The sequence below is a fragment of the Rhodoferax sp. genome, assembly GCF_034519335.1.
Taxonomy (GTDB): Bacteria; Pseudomonadota; Gammaproteobacteria; order Burkholderiales; family Burkholderiaceae_C; genus Allorhodoferax.
Window position 1 is genome coordinate 18,463 of sequence record NZ_JAXHOL010000038.1, and the last position, 18,012, is coordinate 36,474.

The window sequence follows — 18,012 nt, forward strand, 5'->3', positions numbered from 1 at the left end:
TCACGTATCAGTACTGTTGTGCACTTTTGATTGCTGACGTTTTGGCTACCAATGGATATTTCAACTAGGTGTAGTACGTCCGCACCACAATCGGGGTTCGAACACTTCAATGAAGATGTTCCAAACTCTTGGTCGAAGTTGAATTTAGGTGTCATGCGCTGAACCTTCTCCCTGCAAATGTTCGCGATTCGCTGATAGTACCCATTCCCATAACGACCATGACAGGCCGTACTCGCCGCATAGCCGAAGCGCCTACAGACTGAAGGCAGACATTCGCCGCGCTCGTAAGCGGTCAGCGCAAACTTACCGATATGCAATCCTTGCTTTCCACAGAGCGGCGCCTCTACTTGATTCAGAAAAATCTGAATTCAGTTCCAAAAAGTGCTCGTAAGCCTCTTCGCCCGACTGCGTGCTACCTGAATATCCGTACTCAGCCATAGCGACGTCCCCCGCCGTCCTATCTAGATCCACACAGCGTCTGCAGCACCTATCAAACTCTTCTTGACTGAAGTTCCCGAAGATTTCCTCGGCACTTATGGGTGGCAATTTTGGGGCGAATGGCCGAATCGAGTTGTTGTAATTCCGGATCGTGTACACGGCGTCTAAAAAGGCTGAAGACTTTGCTTCTGTCACATATTTCGCTCGTTCATCGATGTTGCGTTGTGCGCCCATGTTTGCCCCTGGACTAGTAGTTATGGTCTTAAGATTTTCACAGACGGCCACGGCCGTTGGGAGGGTTCTGCAAATGGTACTAATGAATGTCCATTTCCGCCTCCCAAAGCCGTCCTACAAATCCACACTGCAATTGCTGGTTTTTTGCCATGGTATCGGAGGCAACTACACGTTGGAATCCTTCAATTGGGCGCGATTTTGGAATGACCCTTTCCGCCGCAAAACGGTCGCCACCCACAATACGTTCATTTCATCAGCCAATACACACCCAGGGCCATGTGGCGCGTACCCGGTAGCCGATTTGCTGGCCGTGCAGCGGACTGATGAGGCCACCGGGTATGCGCCACATGGCCCTGCGCGCGCCAACCACGCCACAAACACAAATGGATAATGGACACACCATGCCCCACACCACCCTCATCTCCGTCGCCCAACTCCAAGCCCTGCAAACCAGCGCCACGCCTGCCGTCGTCTTCGACTGCAGCTGCGACCTGATGCAGCCCGCGCAAGGTCCTGCGCAGTATGCCGAGAGCCATATTGCTGGCGCGCTGTATGCGCACTTGGACAACAACCTCAGTGCCAAAGGCGACCCGGCGGTGACGGGTGCTGCATCGGGTGGGCGCCACCCGCTGCCCGCGCGTGACACGTTTGCTGCCTGGCTAGGCAGCATGGGCCTGAAGAACAGCGACCAGGTGGTGGTGTATGACCGGCAAGGTGCCAACTACTGCGGCCGCCTGTGGTGGATGCTCAAGTGGCTGGGCCATGCCAATGTAGCGGTGCTGGACGGGGGCTTTCAGGCCTGGCAGGCAGCGGGTGGCGCGGTGGCCAGCGGTGACGAAACGCCCCGTGCCGCCACCACCTTTGCCGTGGCCGATCCGTTGGTCACGCTGGTGGGCGTGGACACCGTGCTGCGCAACCTGGGCCAGAACCACCAGCACATCATCGACGCACGTGGCGCCCCGCGCTTTCGCGGCGAGGTGGAGCCGATTGACCCGGTGGCCGGTCATATTCCGGGTGCACTCAACCGCGTGTTCAGCAGCAACCTGGGGGCGGACGGCTTGTTCAAACCCGCGGCGGTGCTGCGGGCCGAGTTTGAAGCCCTGCTGGGTGACCGCAAGCCCCAAGACGTGGTGCACCACTGCGGCAGCGGAGTGAGCGCCGTGCCCAATGTGCTGGCCATGCAGATTGCAGGCCTGGGCAATACGGCCTTGTTTGCAGGCAGCTGGAGCGAGTGGTGCAGCGTTCCCACTCGCCCGGTGGCACAGGGCTAGGCACTCAAGTCCCCTAGGCTTTCCCGGTTCGGCAGGCCACACTACACTGCAGGACCATGGCGCCCGAGACCCATTCCTCGCCCAGCACGGGCAGCAAATCGCTGCCTGACACAGCGGTATTGGCCGCCGTGGTGCTCATTGGCACCGTGTGTAGCGCCTTGGCGTTCATGGGATTGCGGCAAACCGAAGCCTTGCGCTTGCAAAACATCCACAGTACCAGCGCCCGCACCGTGCAAGATGTGTTGGAACTGGACATCAACCGCGCCGTGGAAGCAGCACACAACATCGGTTTGGTGCTGGAAAGCCAGCCCCAGGTTCGCAAGGCCCAGTTTGACCTGTTGAGCCGCCGTGTGATGAATGACCTGCACACGTTATCGGCCATTCGCTGGGTGCCCGCCAGTGGCAACGAATCCCCCCATGAACAGCAGGCACGGGTGATTGGCAGGCCTGTGGCATCCGAGGTTTTTACTGTGCTTGACCCCGGCCACGACGGCGACGGGGTGCCCGCCATTGCCATTGTGGCGCCGGTGTATGAGCGCGATGCAGTGACCGACGCCATCATGCGCCACCGCGGCTTCGTTGAAACCGTGGTGCCGCTGGCGGCCCTGCTGCGCGACGCAGGCAACCGGGCCAACCTGGTGGGCATGGACCTGATGGTTTATGACCTGGAAGCTGGCACACGGGCCAACGACGAAACGATCTATGCCCGCTTTGGCGTCTCTGCCGATGCCGAAGACGCCCATGCCCACCGGGCAGACCGAGCGCACAACGATTTTGTGGTGCCCTTGGATGTGGCCGGTCGCCCCTGGCAGGTGGTGCTGCACCCAAGGCCCGAGTTTTATGCGGGCCTGACTTCCAGCTATGCCCCCTATGTGCTGGGCGCTGGCCTGTTTCTCACCGGGCTCATTGCTGCGGCTGTATGGCGTGCGCAGCGCTACCGCCGCAGCATCGAGTCCGCCCGGCATCGCGCCTCGCGCGCACGCGAGGCGCTGGCACTGGAGCAGCAACGCCTGCAAAACATCATGGAGGGCACTGGTGTGGCCACCTGGGAGTTTGACTACAGCACCCGGACGCTGCAGGCGAGTGAGCGCTGGGCCTTGATGTCGGGCTACAGCGTCGACGAGCTGGGGCCCGATTTGTACTCGCGGTGGCTCGAACTGACGCACCCGGATGACTTGAACAAGTTCTTCACGGCATTGGACGAGCACTATGCCGGTAAGACGCCCCACTTTGACTACGAGTACCGGATTCGCCACAAACAGGGGCACTGGATCTGGGTGGGCTCGCGGGCCCGGCTGTTGGAACGCGACGCAGAGGGCAACCCGCTGATTCTGGGCGGTACCAACCTGGAAATCACTGAACGCAAAGAGGCCGAAGAACGCATCCGCCAGCTCAACGCCTCGCTGGAACAACGCATGCAAGAGGAGGCCACCCGCAGCGAGGCGCGCGCCACCCTGGGCACGCTGATTGCCAGCGTCTCGCATGAAATGGGCACCCCCATGGGCAACAGCCTGATGACGGCCAGCACCCTGGCCGATCAGGCCAAGCAGTTTCAGGCCCAGCTGGATGCAGGCACGCTGCGCCGCTCGTCACTCGCCGAATTCATCACCCAGGTACGCGAGGGCAATGCCCTGCTGATGCGCAACCTGGAGCGCGCCGTGGCCCTGCTGAAAAACTTTCGCCAGGTGGCGGCCGACCAGGCCAGCGAACAGCGCCGCCAGTTCGACCTGCGCCAGGTGCTGGGCGAGGTGTTGCACACCTTGGCCCCCAGCCTCAAGCGCGAGGCACACACCGTCACGCTGGAGGTGCCCGAAGGCATTGCCATGGACAGCTACCCCGGCCCACTCGGGCAGGTGGTTATCAACCTGATCAACAACGCCTACTTGCACGCCTTTGATGGCATGGCCCAAGGGGCGGTGCAACTGCACGTGCAGGCAACTGACGACGAGGTGACCTTGGTTTGCCGTGACAACGGTCGCGGCATTGCGCCCGAAACGCTGGACAAGATGTTCCAGCCTTTTTTTAGCACGCGCATTGGCAGTGGTGGCACGGGTCTGGGCATGTCCATCGTGGACAACCTGGTCAAGTCCACGCTGGGCGGCAGCCTCAGCGTGGCGTCGACCTTGGGTGATGGCACCACCGTCACCATCACGCTGCCGCGCGTGGCGCCAGCGCCGCACAGCGGCGCCGAAGAGTAAGGCCCCCACGCTCCACCGCTACGCGGGTCGCTGCCCCCATGGGGCACGTTGCAGCTTGGGGCGGCCCTGCGCTGCAACCCTGGCCCTACCATGCGCCGCCTCAGTGGGACTCGGCCGCCACGGCCGGAGCCGCGGAAGCTGCAGGCTGGCGCAACACCATGCGCTTGATGCGACCGACAAAGTGTTCGATGTCGTCCACGATGGTGAAGAAGCTGGGCGTGACCAACAGGCTCAGAATGGTGGACGTGATCAGCCCACCAATCACCGCGGCCGCCATGGGCGCACGGAAGCTGTTGTCGGCACTGCCCAAGCCAATCACCAGTGGCAGCATGCCGGCCACCATGGCAATCGTGGTCATGATGATGGGGCGCGCACGCTTGTGACAGGCGTCGATCAGGGCCTCCACGCGGGTCATGCCCAAATCGCGGCGCGCCATGATGGCGTACTCCACCAGCAAAATGGAGTTTTTGGTAGACACCCCAATCAGCATCACCAAGCCGATGAAGGACGGCATGGACAGCATCTTGCCGGTGACCAACAGGCCAATAAAGGCACCACCGAAGGACAAAATCACCGCAGGCAGGATGGAGATGGGGTGCAAAAAGTCCTTAAACAGCAGCACCAGCACGATGTAGATACACAGCACGCCGGTCAACATGGCCATACCAAAGCCCGCCACCATTTCGGCCTGCACCTCGGCGTCACCCACCTCCAACTGCTGCACACCGGCGGGCATGTTCACGATGCTGGGCAGCTTGGCCACAGCCTCGGTCACCTCCCCCAGCGGCACGCCGGAGAGCTCCACCTCAAAGTTCACGTTACGCACGCGGTTCAAGCGGCTGATGACGGCGGGGCCGCCCGACATTTCGAGCGCGGCCACCTGGCTCAGCATCACCGGGCCTTTCACACCGGGCACCATGAGGCGGCCCAGCAGTTCCAGGTCCTGGCGCGCATCGGTGTCGAGTTTGACGACGATAGGCACCTGGCGCTGGCTCAGGTTGAGCTTGGACAGGGCTGACTCGTAGTCGCCCACGGTGGCTATGCGCAGGGTCTCGGCAATCGCGCTGCTGGTCACCCCCATGTCGGCAGCCTTGGCAAAGTCGGGGCGGATGGCGATTTCAGCGCGCGTCAAACTGGCGCTGGAGCTGATGTTGCCCAAGCCGGGGATCTTGCGCAGGTCACGCTCCACCGCGGCTGCGGCTTGCGCCAGCGCTACGGGGTCTTCACCCTTCAGCGCCAGCTGGTACTTCTCACCGGATCCGCCCAGGCCCACCTTGAAGCGGGCGCCCGGCAACTCTGCCAGAGCACTGCGCATCTGGCTCTCGATGATTTGCTTGACCGGCCGCGCACCGCGCTCGTCCAGCAGCACGGTCAGCGTGGCCTTGCGTACTTCGGCGGTGGCACCGCCCTGGAACGGGTCGGACCCCACGGCACCACCGCCAATGGTGGTGTACACATTTTTCACATGCTCCACCTTGCCAATCAGGCTGCGCGCATGTTCGGCTGCCGCATGGGTCTGCGCCAGTGTGCTGCCCGGGGGCAGTTCCACATACACCTGGGTTTGCGAGTTGTCATCCGGCGGAATGAAGCCACTGGGAATCAGGGGCACCAAAAACAGCGAACCCACAAAAAACCCAATCGCCGCAAACATGGTGATCCAGCGGTGGCCCAGCGTCCAGCGCGTCATGCGCAGGTACAGCGGCATCCACACCGGTTCTTCATGCACGTGGGTGGACGGCTTCATGAGGTAGGCCGCCATCATCGGCGTGAGCACCCGCGCTACCACCAGCGAGGCAAACACGGCAAACACCGCAGTCCAACCAAACTGTTTGAAGAACTTGCCGACCACCCCACTCATGAAGGCGGTGGGCAAGAACACAGCAATCAGCGCGAAGGTGGTGGCGATCACGGCCAGGCCGATTTCGTCGGCCGCTTCCATCGCCGCCTGGTAAGGCGTCTTGCCCATGCGCAAGTGGCGCTCAATGTTTTCCACCTCCACAATCGCGTCGTCCACCAGAATGCCGATGACCAGCGAAAGCGCCAGCAGCGTCACAATGTTGGTGGTGAATCCCATGTAGTTCATGCCAATAAAGGCCGGGATGGCGGACAAGGGCAAGGCCACGGCCGACACCAGCGTGGCGCGCCAGTTGCGCAAAAAGAACCACACAACAATCACCGCCAGCACCGCGCCTTCGTACAGCATGGTCATGGAGGCATCAAACTCCTCCTGCACCGGCGTCACAAAGTCAAAGGCCTGCGTCAGCTCCAGATCGGGATGCTGCGCCTTCAGGTCGGCCAGCGCTTTTTGCACGGCGGCACCCACTTCCACTTCGCTGGCGCCCTTGCTGCGGGTGATCTCAAAACCCACCACCGGCTTGCCATTGAGCAGTGCCATGCTGCGTTGCTCGGCCACGGTGTCCTTGACCGTGGCCACTTCGTCCAGGCGCACACGCTTGCCACTGGACAGGCTCAGCTCCAGCTGCGACAGCTCTTCCACGGTGGCCACCGTGGCCAGGGTGCGCATGGGTTGCTCCGATCCACCCAGGTCGGCGCGGCCGCCTGCGCTTTCGGTCTGCACCTGTTTGAGCTGGCGCGAGATGTCGGCCGCGGTGGCGCCCAGCGCCTGCAGCTTGAGCGGGTCCAGCGCCACCTGCACTTCGCGCGTCACGCCGCCCACACGGGCCACCGAGCCCACCCCCCGCACGCCCAGCAGGGCGCGAGAGACGGTGTTGTCCACAAACCAGCTCAGCGCTTCATCGTCCATATTGCTGGAGCGGATGGTGAAGGCGAGAATCGGTGCGCCCGACAGGTTCATCTTGCTGACGATGGGGTCACGCACATCGCTGGGCAAATCGCTGCGCACCTGCTGCACCGCGCTGCGCACGTCGTCCACCGCTTCTTGCGTGGGCTTTTCCAGGCGGAACTCTGCCGTGACCGAGACGCTGCCATCCCGCACGCTGGTGTAGATGTTTTTCAGGCCCTGCAGCGGCGCAATGGCGTTTTCCAGCTTGCGCGCCACCTCGGTTTCCAGCTGCGCCGGTGCGGCACCGGGCAGGCTGGCAGACACGGTGACGGTGGGCAGCTCCAGGTCGGGGAACTGCTGCACCTTCATGGCGTTGAAGGACATGAGGCCCGCCAGCGTCAGCAGCACAAACAGCATGACTGCCGGTATCGGGTTTTTAATGGACCACGCGGAGACGTTCATGCTGCCTCCTGCCGAGCCGCATCAAAGGAGGCAGACGCCCCCTCGGGGGGCAATGAGCGTAAGTGAATGTGGGGGCTCATGGTTCGTTGCTCCTTATTTGCTAGCTGTTGGCGCACTATTGGCGGGCACTACAGCCTCTTTTTGCTTGGTTACTGCCTTGGGCGCCTCCACTACCTTGACCAGGTCGCCTTCGCTCAGGAAACTGCCACCGGTGGCCACCAGCTTGTCCTCGGGCTTCACGCCGCTCTGCACTTCGATCTGGTCACCGACCACACGGCCGGTCTGCACCTTGAGCTGGGCGATGCGGTTGTCCGCGCCCACGCGGTACACGTAGCTGAAGCCATCACGCACCACCACCGCGGTCTGCGGCACCGTCAGCGCGCCGGAGCTGCCCAACTCAAACTCGCCACGGGCATACATGCCGGGCTTGAAACTGGCCCCCACGCTTGCCGCTGCGCGTGCGGCGCTGCCCCCCGAGGGGGCTAATTTTCCTTGGGGCTGCCCGGCGGAAAATTGCCCAGGTAACAGGTCCACATAGACCAGGCCATTGCGGGTGGCCGCATCCACCGTGGGGGCCAGCATGCGCACACGGCCCTTGACCTGCGCGCCAGTGGGTGACGTGACCACCACATGGGTGCCGATGGTGATGCGACCCAGCTCGGCCGATGTCACTTCACCACGCCACTCCAGCCGGCCCTGGCGGATCAGCTTGAACATCTCGGTACCAGCCCCCACCACGGAACCCACCGAGGCGGTGCGCGAAGAAATGGTGCCGTTGTCGGGCGCCAGCAGCTGGGTGTGTTTGAGGCGCAGCAGCTGCGCGTCGAGCTGGGCTTTGGCCGACTCGACCCGCGCCTTGGCCGTCAGTTCGGCGGTGAGGTACTGGTTCACCTGCTGGGCGCTCAGGGCACCGGTGCCCTGCACGGCGCGGGCGCGGTCGGCGTTGGCCAGGGCCTCGGCCGCATTGGCCTGTGCCTCAGACACGGCAGCCCGGGCCAGGGCCACGTCGGCCTGCACGCTCTCGGCCGCAAAGGTGGCCAGCACCTGGCCCTTGCGCACGGTATCGCCCACGGCGGCATGCAGCTCCTGCACCCGCAGGCCGTTCGCTTCGGTGCCCACGCTGGCTTCTTGCCACGCGGCCACGCTGCCGTTGGCCGCCAGCTTGATGGGCAACACGCCGCTCTGCGCCTGGATGGTGGTGACGGTGAGCGAAGGCTTGGCGGCAGTGGCTGCGCCGGGCTTGGCCGGGTCAGCGGCATCAGCTGCCTGGCTGCGCGTAGCCAGCAGGCCCAGGCTACCCAAGGTCAGCAGGCCTGCGGCCACCAGGCCCAGGGTCAGCGGTTGAAAAGAGAAGCGGTTGAAAAGACGGTTCATGGTGCGGTCTCGCTAAAAATCAATCGAATACAGGGAATTCAGGGGGCGGGCTCAAAGCCACCGCCCAGGGCGCGGTACAAGGCTACCCAGGCGCGGTTGCGCTCCAGTGCCAGTGCCAGCTGGGCGGACTGCGAGGCCAGCGCCGTGCGGCGCGCGTCTTCCAGCTCCACCAGACTGGCCAGGCCCTGGCTGTAGCGGCCTTCGGTGGCTGCCAGAGATTCGGCGTAGCCGCGGGTGGAGACTTCGACGTCTTGTTTGCGGGCGTCGGTGCTTTGCAGGTTGACCAAGGCTTCCTCCACCTCGCGCACGGCCTGGCGCACCTTGGCGCGGTACACGGCCACGGCCTGGGTGTAGCTGGCCTCAGCGGCCACCACATTGGCCTTGCGCACGCCGCCATCAAAAATCGGCAGCGTAAGCGCCAAGGGGCCGAAGGACCAGGTGTCTAGATTCGTCTCGGTGCCCATGCTGCTGTAGCGCAGGGCGCCCACATTGCCGCTCAGGGTCAGGCGCGGATAGCGCTGGGCCTTGGCACTGCCCACCTGCGCGCTGGCCACCACCACATCGCGCTCGGCGGCAAACACGTCAGGGCGCTGGGTAAGCGTCTGGGCCGGCACGCTTGTTATTGAAACAGGAGCTGCTTGCGCAGGTTTGGCGAGGGCTGAGGCCAGTTTTTGCTTCAAATCTGCCTCGGGAACGCCGGTTAGGGCCACCAGCGCCTTGGTATCAATCTCGCAGGCTGCGCTCTGCTGCGTGACACGGCTGCTGCCATCGGCGGCGCTGGCACGGGCCAGGGCTGCCACCGAGGGTGCGGTGAAGCCGGCCTTGGCGCTGATGTCGGCCAGGCGCGCAGTTTCCTGGCGCGAAACGGCGTCTTTGCGCGCCACGTCCAGCTGCTGGTAGCAGGTGGAGAGGCTGTAGTAGGTGTTGGCCACTTCGGCCGCCACGGCCACGCGAGCGTCATGCCACTGGGCCTGGATGCCTTGCAGCTGCGCATCGGCTGCCTTGCTCACCGCCCGGTTGGCGCCCACCAGGTCCAGCTCCCAGGCGGCTTGCAGGCCGATGGTTTGTGTGGTGGCCACCGGCACATTGGGCTGGCTCACACCACGGCTGGCAGCAATGGAGGCATCCACTTTGGGCAAGAGCGCCGCGTTGGCGGTGGTGCGCTGGGCGCGGGCAGTTTCCACCCGGGCCATGGCTTGGGCGACCGAGGGGCTCACGGTCTGTGCGGCCTCGATCAGCTCCACCAACAGCGGGTCGCCCTGCTGCTGCCACCACTGGGCCAGGCTGCCCACCGTGCCCTGGTGAGGCAGCGGCGCCTGCCATTGGGCGGTGACCGGAGCGTCCACCTGGGTAGCGGGCATGGTGATGGCGCAACCGGCGAGCGCCAGGGTCAGGACGGACACGGTGGCCAGTCCAAGAGTGCGTCGGGCGTGGGGCAAATGCATGGTCGTGGAGAAAAGTAGGGATTGAATCAAGGCTTGCGAGGGGCAGCGAGCGCAGCGCGGCGCTGTCGCTCGCCCTCCACCATGGCCATTGCAGTGGCCACCAGGTGTTCGGTGTAGGTGTCGATAGCGCCGGGGGTGGCAATCAGCTGGGGAGAGATGGCCCCAATCACGTCGGCTCCCACGTGCAGGACCATGGCGATCCCCACAATCGAAAACGCCAGGCGGTGCACATCGTCGTCGGGCTGTGTGACACCCAGATGGCGACACAGGACGCGCACGGTAGCCATATGGGCCGGGCGGATGTTGTCATCAATTTCGGCATCCCAAAGGCCCGTGGGCTCCAGCATTTCGCGGAAATGCAGTTTCATGCAGTTCTGCATCTGCACACCCTGCTTGAGCGGCTCGGTAAATCCGGAAAGCAGCACGCGCAGCGCGTGGGCCAAGTCTTTGCCAGGGTCATCAATATCGCTGGCTTCGATGCGCGGGTTGCTGCGCGGGTCGGTGAATACGGCGTGGTACAAGCCCGCCTTGTCACCAAAGTAGTAGCTGATGGAGGCCACATTGACCTGCGCCGCTTGGGCAATTTCACGCGTGGACGTTTTGGCAAAGCCCTTGTCGGCAAACAGCACCAGCGCAGCATCCAGCAAGCGGGTGCGGGCTTCTTGTCCGTCACTGCGCAAGGGTTTGACCAGGGCGGCGGCGGACGGGTTGGGTTCGGGCTTGGGGACTGCGGACATGCCGCGCATTCTAGCTAATTAAATCAAACGATTGATTTAACTAGTACACAAAAACCCATTTCGATCAGGGATTTTTTTTGGGGGGGCTAACAGGCGTAGGACTCGCGAAAACGGGGCTCGCCCCCAAAACGGCATTGCCATGCCTGCGCAGTGAGCTGCAACACGGCACCATTGGCAAAACGAAGTTCCAGCAGGTTGGCCTGCATCCGCACGGCAGGCAAGGGGATAAAGCGTAAGGGCTCCCCCTCTTGGAAGAAGCGCCCTTCGGCGATGCGCCCTGCGGCAAAGTCGTCAGCGTGCTGAACCTGGGCTTGGTGCAAGTCCAGTATGACCCCTTGCGCATAGCCCCATTCGGTGGCCACATCCCCCGGCTGATCGCCCAAACCACGCGCGGCCACCACTGAGAAGTAGAGCGTCACCCGTTTTTCTTGGTGACGCACCTCGGTCACCTCACTGTCGCTGAGTTGCCACTCCCACATCGAAAAAATCTCAGTGGGCGTGTGCCAGACCACTGACCAGCGTCACCAGCCCGATTCCTACCATCAGCCAGGCAATTTGCGCCGAGGTTTCACGGGCACTCAATCGCTTTTGCAACTGGGGGATCAGGTCGGCCAGCGCCACGTAGATGAAGCTGCTGGAAGCCACCACCAGAAAGAAGGGAAGGTACTCCTGCAACTGCTCTACCAGCCAATAGCCGGTCAAACCGCCAATGGCGGTAACCGCACCGGCCAGCGACACCTTGGTCAGCGCCGCACGGCGGTTGGCCGTGCCGGCCCGAAGCACGACCAGGTCGCCCATGTGGTGCGGCACCTCGTGGGCCAATACCGCCAGAGAGGCGATGACGCCCAGCCGCATGTCAGCCATGAAGGCCGAGGCGATCAAGACACCGTCGCCAAAACAATGCACGCTGTCACCCGCCAACACGGCCCACGCCCCAGCCATGCGCTTGTCAGGCGCCCCATGGGTGTGGCCATGGTGGGCGTGGTCGTGCTGGTGGCCATGCCCGTGGTCTTCATCGGCGTGGTGGTGCTCATGCCCGTGGTGCCAGAGTTCGGCCTTGTCCAACAAAAAGAAAAAGACGAGACCGACCAAGAGCACCAGAAACAAGTCCCGCGCGCCGGCCTGACTCTCAAACGCTTCAGGCAGCAAGTGCATGAAAGCCGTGGCCATGAGGGCCCCGGCTGCCAAACTCAACATGTGCTGGGTGTAGCGCCCCAGTGCGCCGAAACTCAGGGCGGCAGCCAGCCAAACACTCCCTATGCCAGCCGCCAAGGTGCCCATCAAAATTGCAATCAGGGTCAAGCCACGCCTTTCGCCTTGAACCAGGCCAACGCGCGGGCAAAGCCGTCTTCAGCCGCCTCTTTGCGGTAGCTGGGGCGGTAGTCGGCGTGGAAGGCATGGGGAGCCTGTGGGTACACCACAAACTCCGAGGCCTTGGCGGCCGCGTTGCCCTTGGCAGCGGCCAAGGCTTCTTTCATTTCATTGACAGTAGTCAGCGGAATACCGCCATCCTGTCCGCCGTACAGGCCCAACACCGGCGCCTTCAACGTGGCCGCCATCTCGACGGGGTGCTTTGGATTGACCGCATTGCTGGCCCCTACCAAACGGCCATACCACGCCACACCAGCTTTGACGTTCTTGCTGTGTGCGGCATACAGCCAAGTGATGCGGCCACCCCAGCAGAAGCCAGTGACAGCCACCTTCTTGACGTTGCCACCGTTCTCGCCGGCCCACGTCACGGCCGCATCCAGATCACCCATGACCTGGTCATCGGGCACCTTGGACACCACCTCGGCAATCAGCTTGCCAATGTCGGTGTACTTGGAGGCATCCCCTTGGCGGGCAAACAAGTCGGGCGCAATGGCGAGGTAGCCGGCTTTGGCAAAGCGGCGGCAAGTGTCGGCAATGTACTCATGCACGCCAAAAATTTCTTGCACCACCAACACGATGGGCAGGTTCTTCTTGCCCTCGGGGGCTGCGTAATAAAACGGTACGGTGAATCCGTCCACATCAAAAATACCCTCGCCCGCGGTCAAGCCGGTGGCTGGGGTCTTGATAGCGGTCTGGGCCATGATGGGCATGGCGGTGGCGGCATAGCCCACACCCAGTGCAGCCTTCAGCGCCGTGCGGCGGGTGGCGCCTTCCTCGGTGGAGCTGCCGGGCAGCAGGGAAATCACCTGATTTTTCAGAGCATCAAACACAGCATTCTCCTCGGGTTAAAAAACAACAACCCGCAGTGTAGGCACACGTCCAAAGCGTGTGCTACATGCGGGTCTTTGGCAGAGCCGCGTGGGCTCAGAAAGTTTCCCAATCGTCATCCCCTCCAGCCGGGGTCACCCGGGTCGAGGTATGGGGCACCACCTTGGCCGTGGTGTTGACCACGGGCGGTGGCGCCGTTGGAGCTGCTTTTTTGGCCACAGGCGTCTTGGCTGCCGCGGGTTTGGGCGCAGCAGCCCGCGCAGCGGGCCCTGCATCGTTGGCGCCACGGCGCTCGGGCCCCTTGAAATTCGGGGCCTTGGGGGCGGCCGAACGCACGGGCACCGCTGCCAGCTCCACGCCATGCGCAGACACCGCGCCCACCTTGAACACTGCCACCGCCTGCTTCATGCGGTCGGCCTGCTCACGCAGGCTCTCCGCCGCAGCAGCGCTTTCTTCGACCAAAGCCGCGTTTTGCTGGGTCATTTGGTCCAGATTGCCAATGGCCTGGTTCACGCCTGCGATACCCGAGCTTTGCTCGGTCGCAGCGGCCGTGATTTCACCAATCACATCGGCTACACGGCGCACGCTTTGCACAATCTCTTGCATGGTGGCGCCGGCATCGGTCACCAGCTTGGTGCCCGACTCGACTTTCTCCACCGAAGTGCCGATCAGGCCCTTGATTTCTTTCGCGGCCTCGGCACTGCGGCCTGCCAGGCTGCGCACCTCTGAGGCCACCACGGCGAAGCCCCGCCCCTGCTCACCGGCACGCGCGGCTTCTACGGCCGCGTTCAGCGCCAGGATGTTGGTCTGGAAGGCAATGCCGTCGATCACGCTGATGATGTCACTGATCTTCTTGCTGCTGGCGTCAATCTCCTGCATGGTGCTGACCACCTGCGTCACCACCTCACCACCCCGCTGGGCAACGCTGGACGCGCTGGCCGCCAAGGCACTGGCTTGGCGCGCGTTATCAGCACTTTGTTGCACTGTGATAGTCAAGCCATCCATGCTGGAAGCGGTGGCCTGCAGGTTGCTGGAGGTTTGCTCGGTGCGCTGGGCCAGGTCGTTATTGCCAGTGGCAATTTCAGCACTGGCAATGGCAATGCTGTCGGTACTTTGGCGCACCTGCGACACCATGCTGGCCAAGGACTCGTTCATGGCACGCAAAGACACCAGCAAGGTGCCAAACTCATCGGCACGGTTGGTGGAGATGACGGAGCTCAGGTCGCCCTGGGCAATGCGTGCGGCCAGGTCGTTGGCCTGGGCCAGGGGCTCACGAATGGAGCGCACCAGCCAGGCCGTGCCCGCGAAGATGGCAGCCACAATCACAGCCAGCCCCACCAGGATGCCCATGGTGTTGGCGGCACGGCGGCGTTCTGTGTCTTCTTTGGCTTCGGCCAATTGCTTTTTCTGCAGCTCCACCATGTCTTTTTGGGCCCCGATGTAGGCGGCCATGGCGGGCAGGTACTGGCCATTCATGATCTGCAGGGCTTCATCCGGGTTGCCGGCGGTCTTGGCATCGCGCGCCTTGGTGCGCAGCTCAATCACCGATTTGCGCAAGTCGCCAATTTTTTTCATCTGCGCCTTGTCCGCATCGGTCAAGGGCATGGCTTCAATTTTTTTCTGCAGCTCGCTGATCTGGGCCGAGGTCGCGTTAATGGGTTCCTTGAACGAATCGTTCACCGCAGCGCCCTCGGCCAGCATGATGGCTTGGTTGCGCGCGGCATTGGTCATCGTCAGGCCATTCCACTCAGTGGAGATTTGCACCAATTCCTCCACCTGCGACTGCTTCACCCCCCCCTCGGCCAGAATGTTTGCGCTTCGCACCAACCCGATCACGGCCACTGCGCAAATGCCAACAATCACCAACACGATAAATGCCCACAGCTTGGTGGCAATCTTCAGTCCATTGAGTCCCATACGTTGACCTCTTTAGTTTCGTTATGCATGTCCGTGCGGTGGTGGACACCGCCAGCACATCGTCTACCTTAATGCGCTTGGTCCCAATTAGGGCCAACCCCAACCTCGGCCAGCAGTGGCACTTTCAAGTCAGCCACACCGGCCATCAGGCGCGGTATGTCGGTTTTGAGCCAGTCCACCTCGGCCTCGGGCACCTCAAACACCAGTTCATCATGCACCTGCATGATCATCTTAGTGCCCCTATTTTGCGCATCCAATACTTGCTGGACCTTGACCATGCTCAATTTGATCAAATCGGCCGCCGTGCCCTGCATGGGCGCGTTGATAGCCGCACGCTCTAGCCCGGCCAGCTGCGCGCCCTTGGCGCTTTGGATACCGGCCAGCTGCAGGCGCCGCCCAAACACGGTTTCCACATAACCCTGCTGCTTTGCCAAAGCACGGGTGGACTCCATATAGAGCTTGACGCCGGGGTAGCGCTCAAAGTAGCGCGCGATGTAGTTTTTGGCCGCCGTGTTGTCGATCCCCAGGTTGCGCGCCAGGCCAAAGGCACTCATGCCGTAGATCAGACCGAAGTTAATGACCTTGGCGTAGCGGCGCTGCTCGCTGCTCACCTGGTCCACCGGCACGCCAAACACCTCGGCCGCGGTGGCGCGGTGCACGTCCAACCCATCGTGGAAGGCCTTCAGCAAGGCCGCATCGTCGCTGATGTGGGCCATGATGCGCAGCTCGATCTGGCTGTAATCGGCACTGGCGATGACACAGCCCGGCGCGGCCACAAAGGCCTCGCGCACGCGCCGGCCTTCGGGGGTGCGGATCGGGATGTTTTGCAGGTTGGGGTCGTTGCTGCTGAGGCGCCCGGTCACCGCCACCGCCTGCGCGTAGTGTGTGTGCACGCGGCCGGTGCGCGGCAGCGCCAGCAAGGCCAGCTTGTCGGTGTACGTGCCCTTGAGTTTGGCCAGTCCCCGGTGCTCCAAAAGCTTGGCGGGCAGCGGATAGTCTTCGGCCAGTTTTTCCAGCACCTCTTCGTCGGTGCTGCGCGCGCCGGTGGCGGTCTTTTTGACCACGGGCATGCCCAGCTTGTCAAAGAAGATTTCGCCCAGCTGCTTGGGGCTGCTCAGATTGAAGGGCTGGCCTGCAATCTCGTAGGCCTCGGTCTCCAGCTGCAGAATGCGCTGGCCCAGTTCGTGGCTCTGCGCCGACAGCGTGGGCGCGTCGATCAGCACGCCATTGCGCTCAATGCGGTAGAGCGCTTCGCTGCTGGCGATTTCGAGTTCGTAGATGAAGGTCAGCTTGGCATCGGCTTGCAGCTGCGGCCACAGCGCCAGGTGCACGTCCAGGGTTTGGTCCGAGTCTTCGCAGGAATACTCGGACGCCTTGGCAATGTCCACCTGGTCAAAACTGATCTGGTGGGCCCCCTTGCCGCACAGGTCTTCAAAGCTGATGCCGCTGCGGCTCAGGTGGCGTTCGGCCAGGCTGGACAGGCCATGCGGCTGGTGCACTTCCAGCACATAGCTTTGCAGCATGGTGTCGTGCACATAGCCCTGGACCTCGATGCCATGGTTGGCAAACACATGGCGGTCGTACTTGATGTGCTGGCCCAGCTTCTTAGCGGCAGGATTTTCCAGCCAAGGTTTCAACTTGGCCAGTACCTCGTCGCGGTTGAGTTGGGCCGGTGCATCGGGGTAGCGGTGGGCCACGGGAATGTAGGCCGCATGGCCAACTTCCACGCTGAAGCTGATGCCCACAATCTCGGCCCGCATCTCGTCCAGCGAGGTGGTTTCGGTGTCCAGCGCCACCAGCTCGGCGGCTTGCAGCTTGGCCAGCCAAGCGTCGAACGCCTCCCAGGTCAGCACGGTGTCGTAGTTGAGGTTGCTGGTGCGAGGAGCCTGCACCTGCGCAGTGTCCCCCGGTTCGTCAAACAGGCCCGGTGCGGCGTCAGACGGCATGGCGGCCTTGAGCGCTTTGGCAGGAGGCACAGGGGCGTCCCCGCCACCGCCCAAGGATTTGGCCAGCCCCTTGAAGCCATATTTCTCATAAAAAGTGACCAAAGCGCCCGTATCTTCTGCGCCAACAGCTATCGAATCCATAGCAGGCAGGCCGGGCAACCAGTCGTGCAGATCGCAGTCCGTCTTGATTTTCAGCAGCGAGCGGCCTGTGGGCAGCCAGTCCAGCGTCTTGCGCAGGTTTTCGCCCACCACGCCGCCAATCTTGTCCGCGTTGGCCACCACCGACTCGAGCGAGCCGTACTCCAGCAGCCACTTCACCGCCGTCTTGGGTCCCACCTTGGGCACACCGGGCACGTTGTCCACGGTGTCGCCCACCAGGTTTTGGTAGTCCAACATCAGGTGTGCGGGTATGCCGAACTCGGCTTGCACGCCGGCAAGGTCGCGGCGCTTGCCGTTCATGGTGTCGATGATGGTGATGTGCTCGTTGACCAGCTGCGCCAAGTCCTTGTCGCCACTGCTAACGATAACCTCGATGCCCTGGTTCGCGGCCGTGACGGCCAGCGTGCCAATCACGTCATCGGCCTCCACACCGGGCACGTCCAACACCGTCCAGCCCAGGTGGCGCACCACCTCGTGGATGGGGGCAATCTGGCTGCGCAAATCGTCGGGCATGGGGTCGCGGTGGGCCTTGTACTCAGGGTAGATGGCGTCGCGGAACGTAGGGCCCTTGGCGTCAAACACGCAGGCCACATAATCGGCCGGCACTTCCTTGCGCAGGCTGTTCATCATGTTGATCATGATGCGGATGGCACCGGTCTTTTGCACTGTGCCATCGGGCAGCTTGATGCTCATGGTTTCGCCACCGGCAAAAAAGGCACGGTACAGGTAGCTGGAACCATCGACCAGCAGCAGGGTTTTACGGGGTTCACTCATCCGGGTATTGTGCCCCCACGCTCCGCCGCTGCGCGGGGCGCTGCCCCCCGAGGGGGTGAATTCGCCTGGGGACGGCCCGGCGGCGAATTGGTGCCCCCATGCCGCGCTAACGCCC

11 protein-coding genes are annotated in these 18,012 nt (G+C 62.9%); 2 read left to right on the forward strand and 9 right to left on the reverse strand.

Going from position 1 to position 18,012, the window contains the following annotated elements; genetic code table 11:
* Window positions 1–1,073: 1,073 nt before the first annotated feature.
* The gene (locus U5O12_RS16665; protein ID WP_322579726.1) at window positions 1,074–1,943 is read left to right on the forward strand and encodes a sulfurtransferase; all 870 of its coding nucleotides are present in this window, start codon (window positions 1,074–1,076) and stop codon (window positions 1,941–1,943) included.
* Window positions 1,944–1,999: 56 nt separating this feature from the next.
* A complete protein-coding gene (locus U5O12_RS16670) occupies window positions 2,000–4,141 on the forward strand; it encodes an ATP-binding protein (RefSeq protein ID WP_322579727.1) in 2,142 nt (713 codons plus the stop codon).
* Window positions 4,142–4,241: 100 nt separating this feature from the next.
* Here the strand turns inward: U5O12_RS16670 and U5O12_RS16675 are convergent, their stop codons facing one another.
* The 9 genes from U5O12_RS16675 to polA form a co-directional block, all read right to left on the reverse strand.
* Complete coding sequence (locus U5O12_RS16675) at window positions 4,242–7,346, reverse strand: efflux RND transporter permease subunit (RefSeq protein ID WP_322579728.1); 3,105 nt, start codon at window positions 7,344–7,346, stop codon at window positions 4,242–4,244.
* Between the two features lie 93 nt (window positions 7,347–7,439).
* Window positions 7,440–8,720 carry an efflux RND transporter periplasmic adaptor subunit gene (locus tag U5O12_RS16680; protein WP_322579729.1) on the reverse strand — a complete coding sequence of 427 codons (1,281 nt, stop codon included), beginning with the start codon at window positions 8,718–8,720 and terminating at the stop codon, window positions 7,440–7,442.
* Between the two features lie 38 nt (window positions 8,721–8,758).
* On the reverse strand, window positions 8,759–10,165 hold the full coding sequence (locus tag U5O12_RS16685; protein WP_322579730.1) for an efflux transporter outer membrane subunit: 1,407 nt from the start codon (window positions 10,163–10,165) through the stop codon (window positions 8,759–8,761).
* 26 nt (window positions 10,166–10,191) lie between these two features.
* The gene (locus U5O12_RS16690; RefSeq protein ID WP_322579731.1) at window positions 10,192–10,902 is read right to left on the reverse strand and encodes a CerR family C-terminal domain-containing protein; all 711 of its coding nucleotides are present in this window, start codon (window positions 10,900–10,902) and stop codon (window positions 10,192–10,194) included.
* 86 nt (window positions 10,903–10,988) lie between these two features.
* Window positions 10,989–11,381 (reverse strand): hypothetical protein, encoded by a 393-nt coding sequence (locus tag U5O12_RS16695; protein ID WP_322579732.1) that lies wholly within the window; start codon window positions 11,379–11,381, stop codon window positions 10,989–10,991.
* Window positions 11,382–11,391: 10 nt separating this feature from the next.
* Window positions 11,392–12,204: a ZIP family metal transporter gene (locus U5O12_RS16700; RefSeq protein ID WP_322579733.1), complete on the reverse strand. Its 813-nt coding sequence runs from the start codon at window positions 12,202–12,204 to the stop codon at window positions 11,392–11,394.
* Window positions 12,201–13,103 (reverse strand): dienelactone hydrolase family protein, encoded by a 903-nt coding sequence (locus tag U5O12_RS16705; protein ID WP_322579734.1) that lies wholly within the window; start codon window positions 13,101–13,103, stop codon window positions 12,201–12,203. Before U5O12_RS16705 ends, U5O12_RS16700 begins: the two co-directional genes overlap by 4 nt.
* Window positions 13,104–13,197: 94 nt before the next feature.
* A complete protein-coding gene (locus tag U5O12_RS16710) occupies window positions 13,198–15,018 on the reverse strand; it encodes a methyl-accepting chemotaxis protein (protein ID WP_322579735.1) in 1,821 nt (606 codons plus the stop codon).
* A gap of 68 nt (window positions 15,019–15,086) precedes the next feature.
* Complete coding sequence (gene polA / locus U5O12_RS16715; RefSeq protein ID WP_322579736.1) at window positions 15,087–17,897, reverse strand: DNA polymerase I; 2,811 nt, start codon at window positions 17,895–17,897, stop codon at window positions 15,087–15,089.
* Between the last annotated feature and the right edge of the window lie 115 nt (window positions 17,898–18,012).

Bases quoted from the DNA above. Each gene is read 5' to 3' on its own strand.
- U5O12_RS16665 (WP_322579726.1), top strand. From the start codon at position 1,074: ATGCCCCACACCACCCTCATCTCCGTCGCCCAACTCCAAGCCCTGCAA.
- U5O12_RS16670 (WP_322579727.1), top strand. From the start codon at position 2,000: ATGGCGCCCGAGACCCATTCCTCGCCCAGCACGGGCAGCAAATCGCTG.
- U5O12_RS16675 (WP_322579728.1), bottom strand. From the start codon at position 7,346: ATGAACGTCTCCGCGTGGTCCATTAAAAACCCGATACCGGCAGTCATG.
- U5O12_RS16680 (WP_322579729.1), bottom strand. From the start codon at position 8,720: ATGAACCGTCTTTTCAACCGCTTCTCTTTTCAACCGCTGACCCTGGGC.
- U5O12_RS16685 (WP_322579730.1), bottom strand. From the start codon at position 10,165: ATGCATTTGCCCCACGCCCGACGCACTCTTGGACTGGCCACCGTGTCC.
- U5O12_RS16690 (WP_322579731.1), bottom strand. From the start codon at position 10,902: ATGTCCGCAGTCCCCAAGCCCGAACCCAACCCGTCCGCCGCCGCCCTG.
- U5O12_RS16695 (WP_322579732.1), bottom strand. From the start codon at position 11,381: ATGTGGGAGTGGCAACTCAGCGACAGTGAGGTGACCGAGGTGCGTCAC.
- U5O12_RS16710 (WP_322579735.1), bottom strand. From the start codon at position 15,018: ATGGGACTCAATGGACTGAAGATTGCCACCAAGCTGTGGGCATTTATC.
- polA (WP_322579736.1), bottom strand. From the start codon at position 17,897: ATGAGTGAACCCCGTAAAACCCTGCTGCTGGTCGATGGTTCCAGCTAC.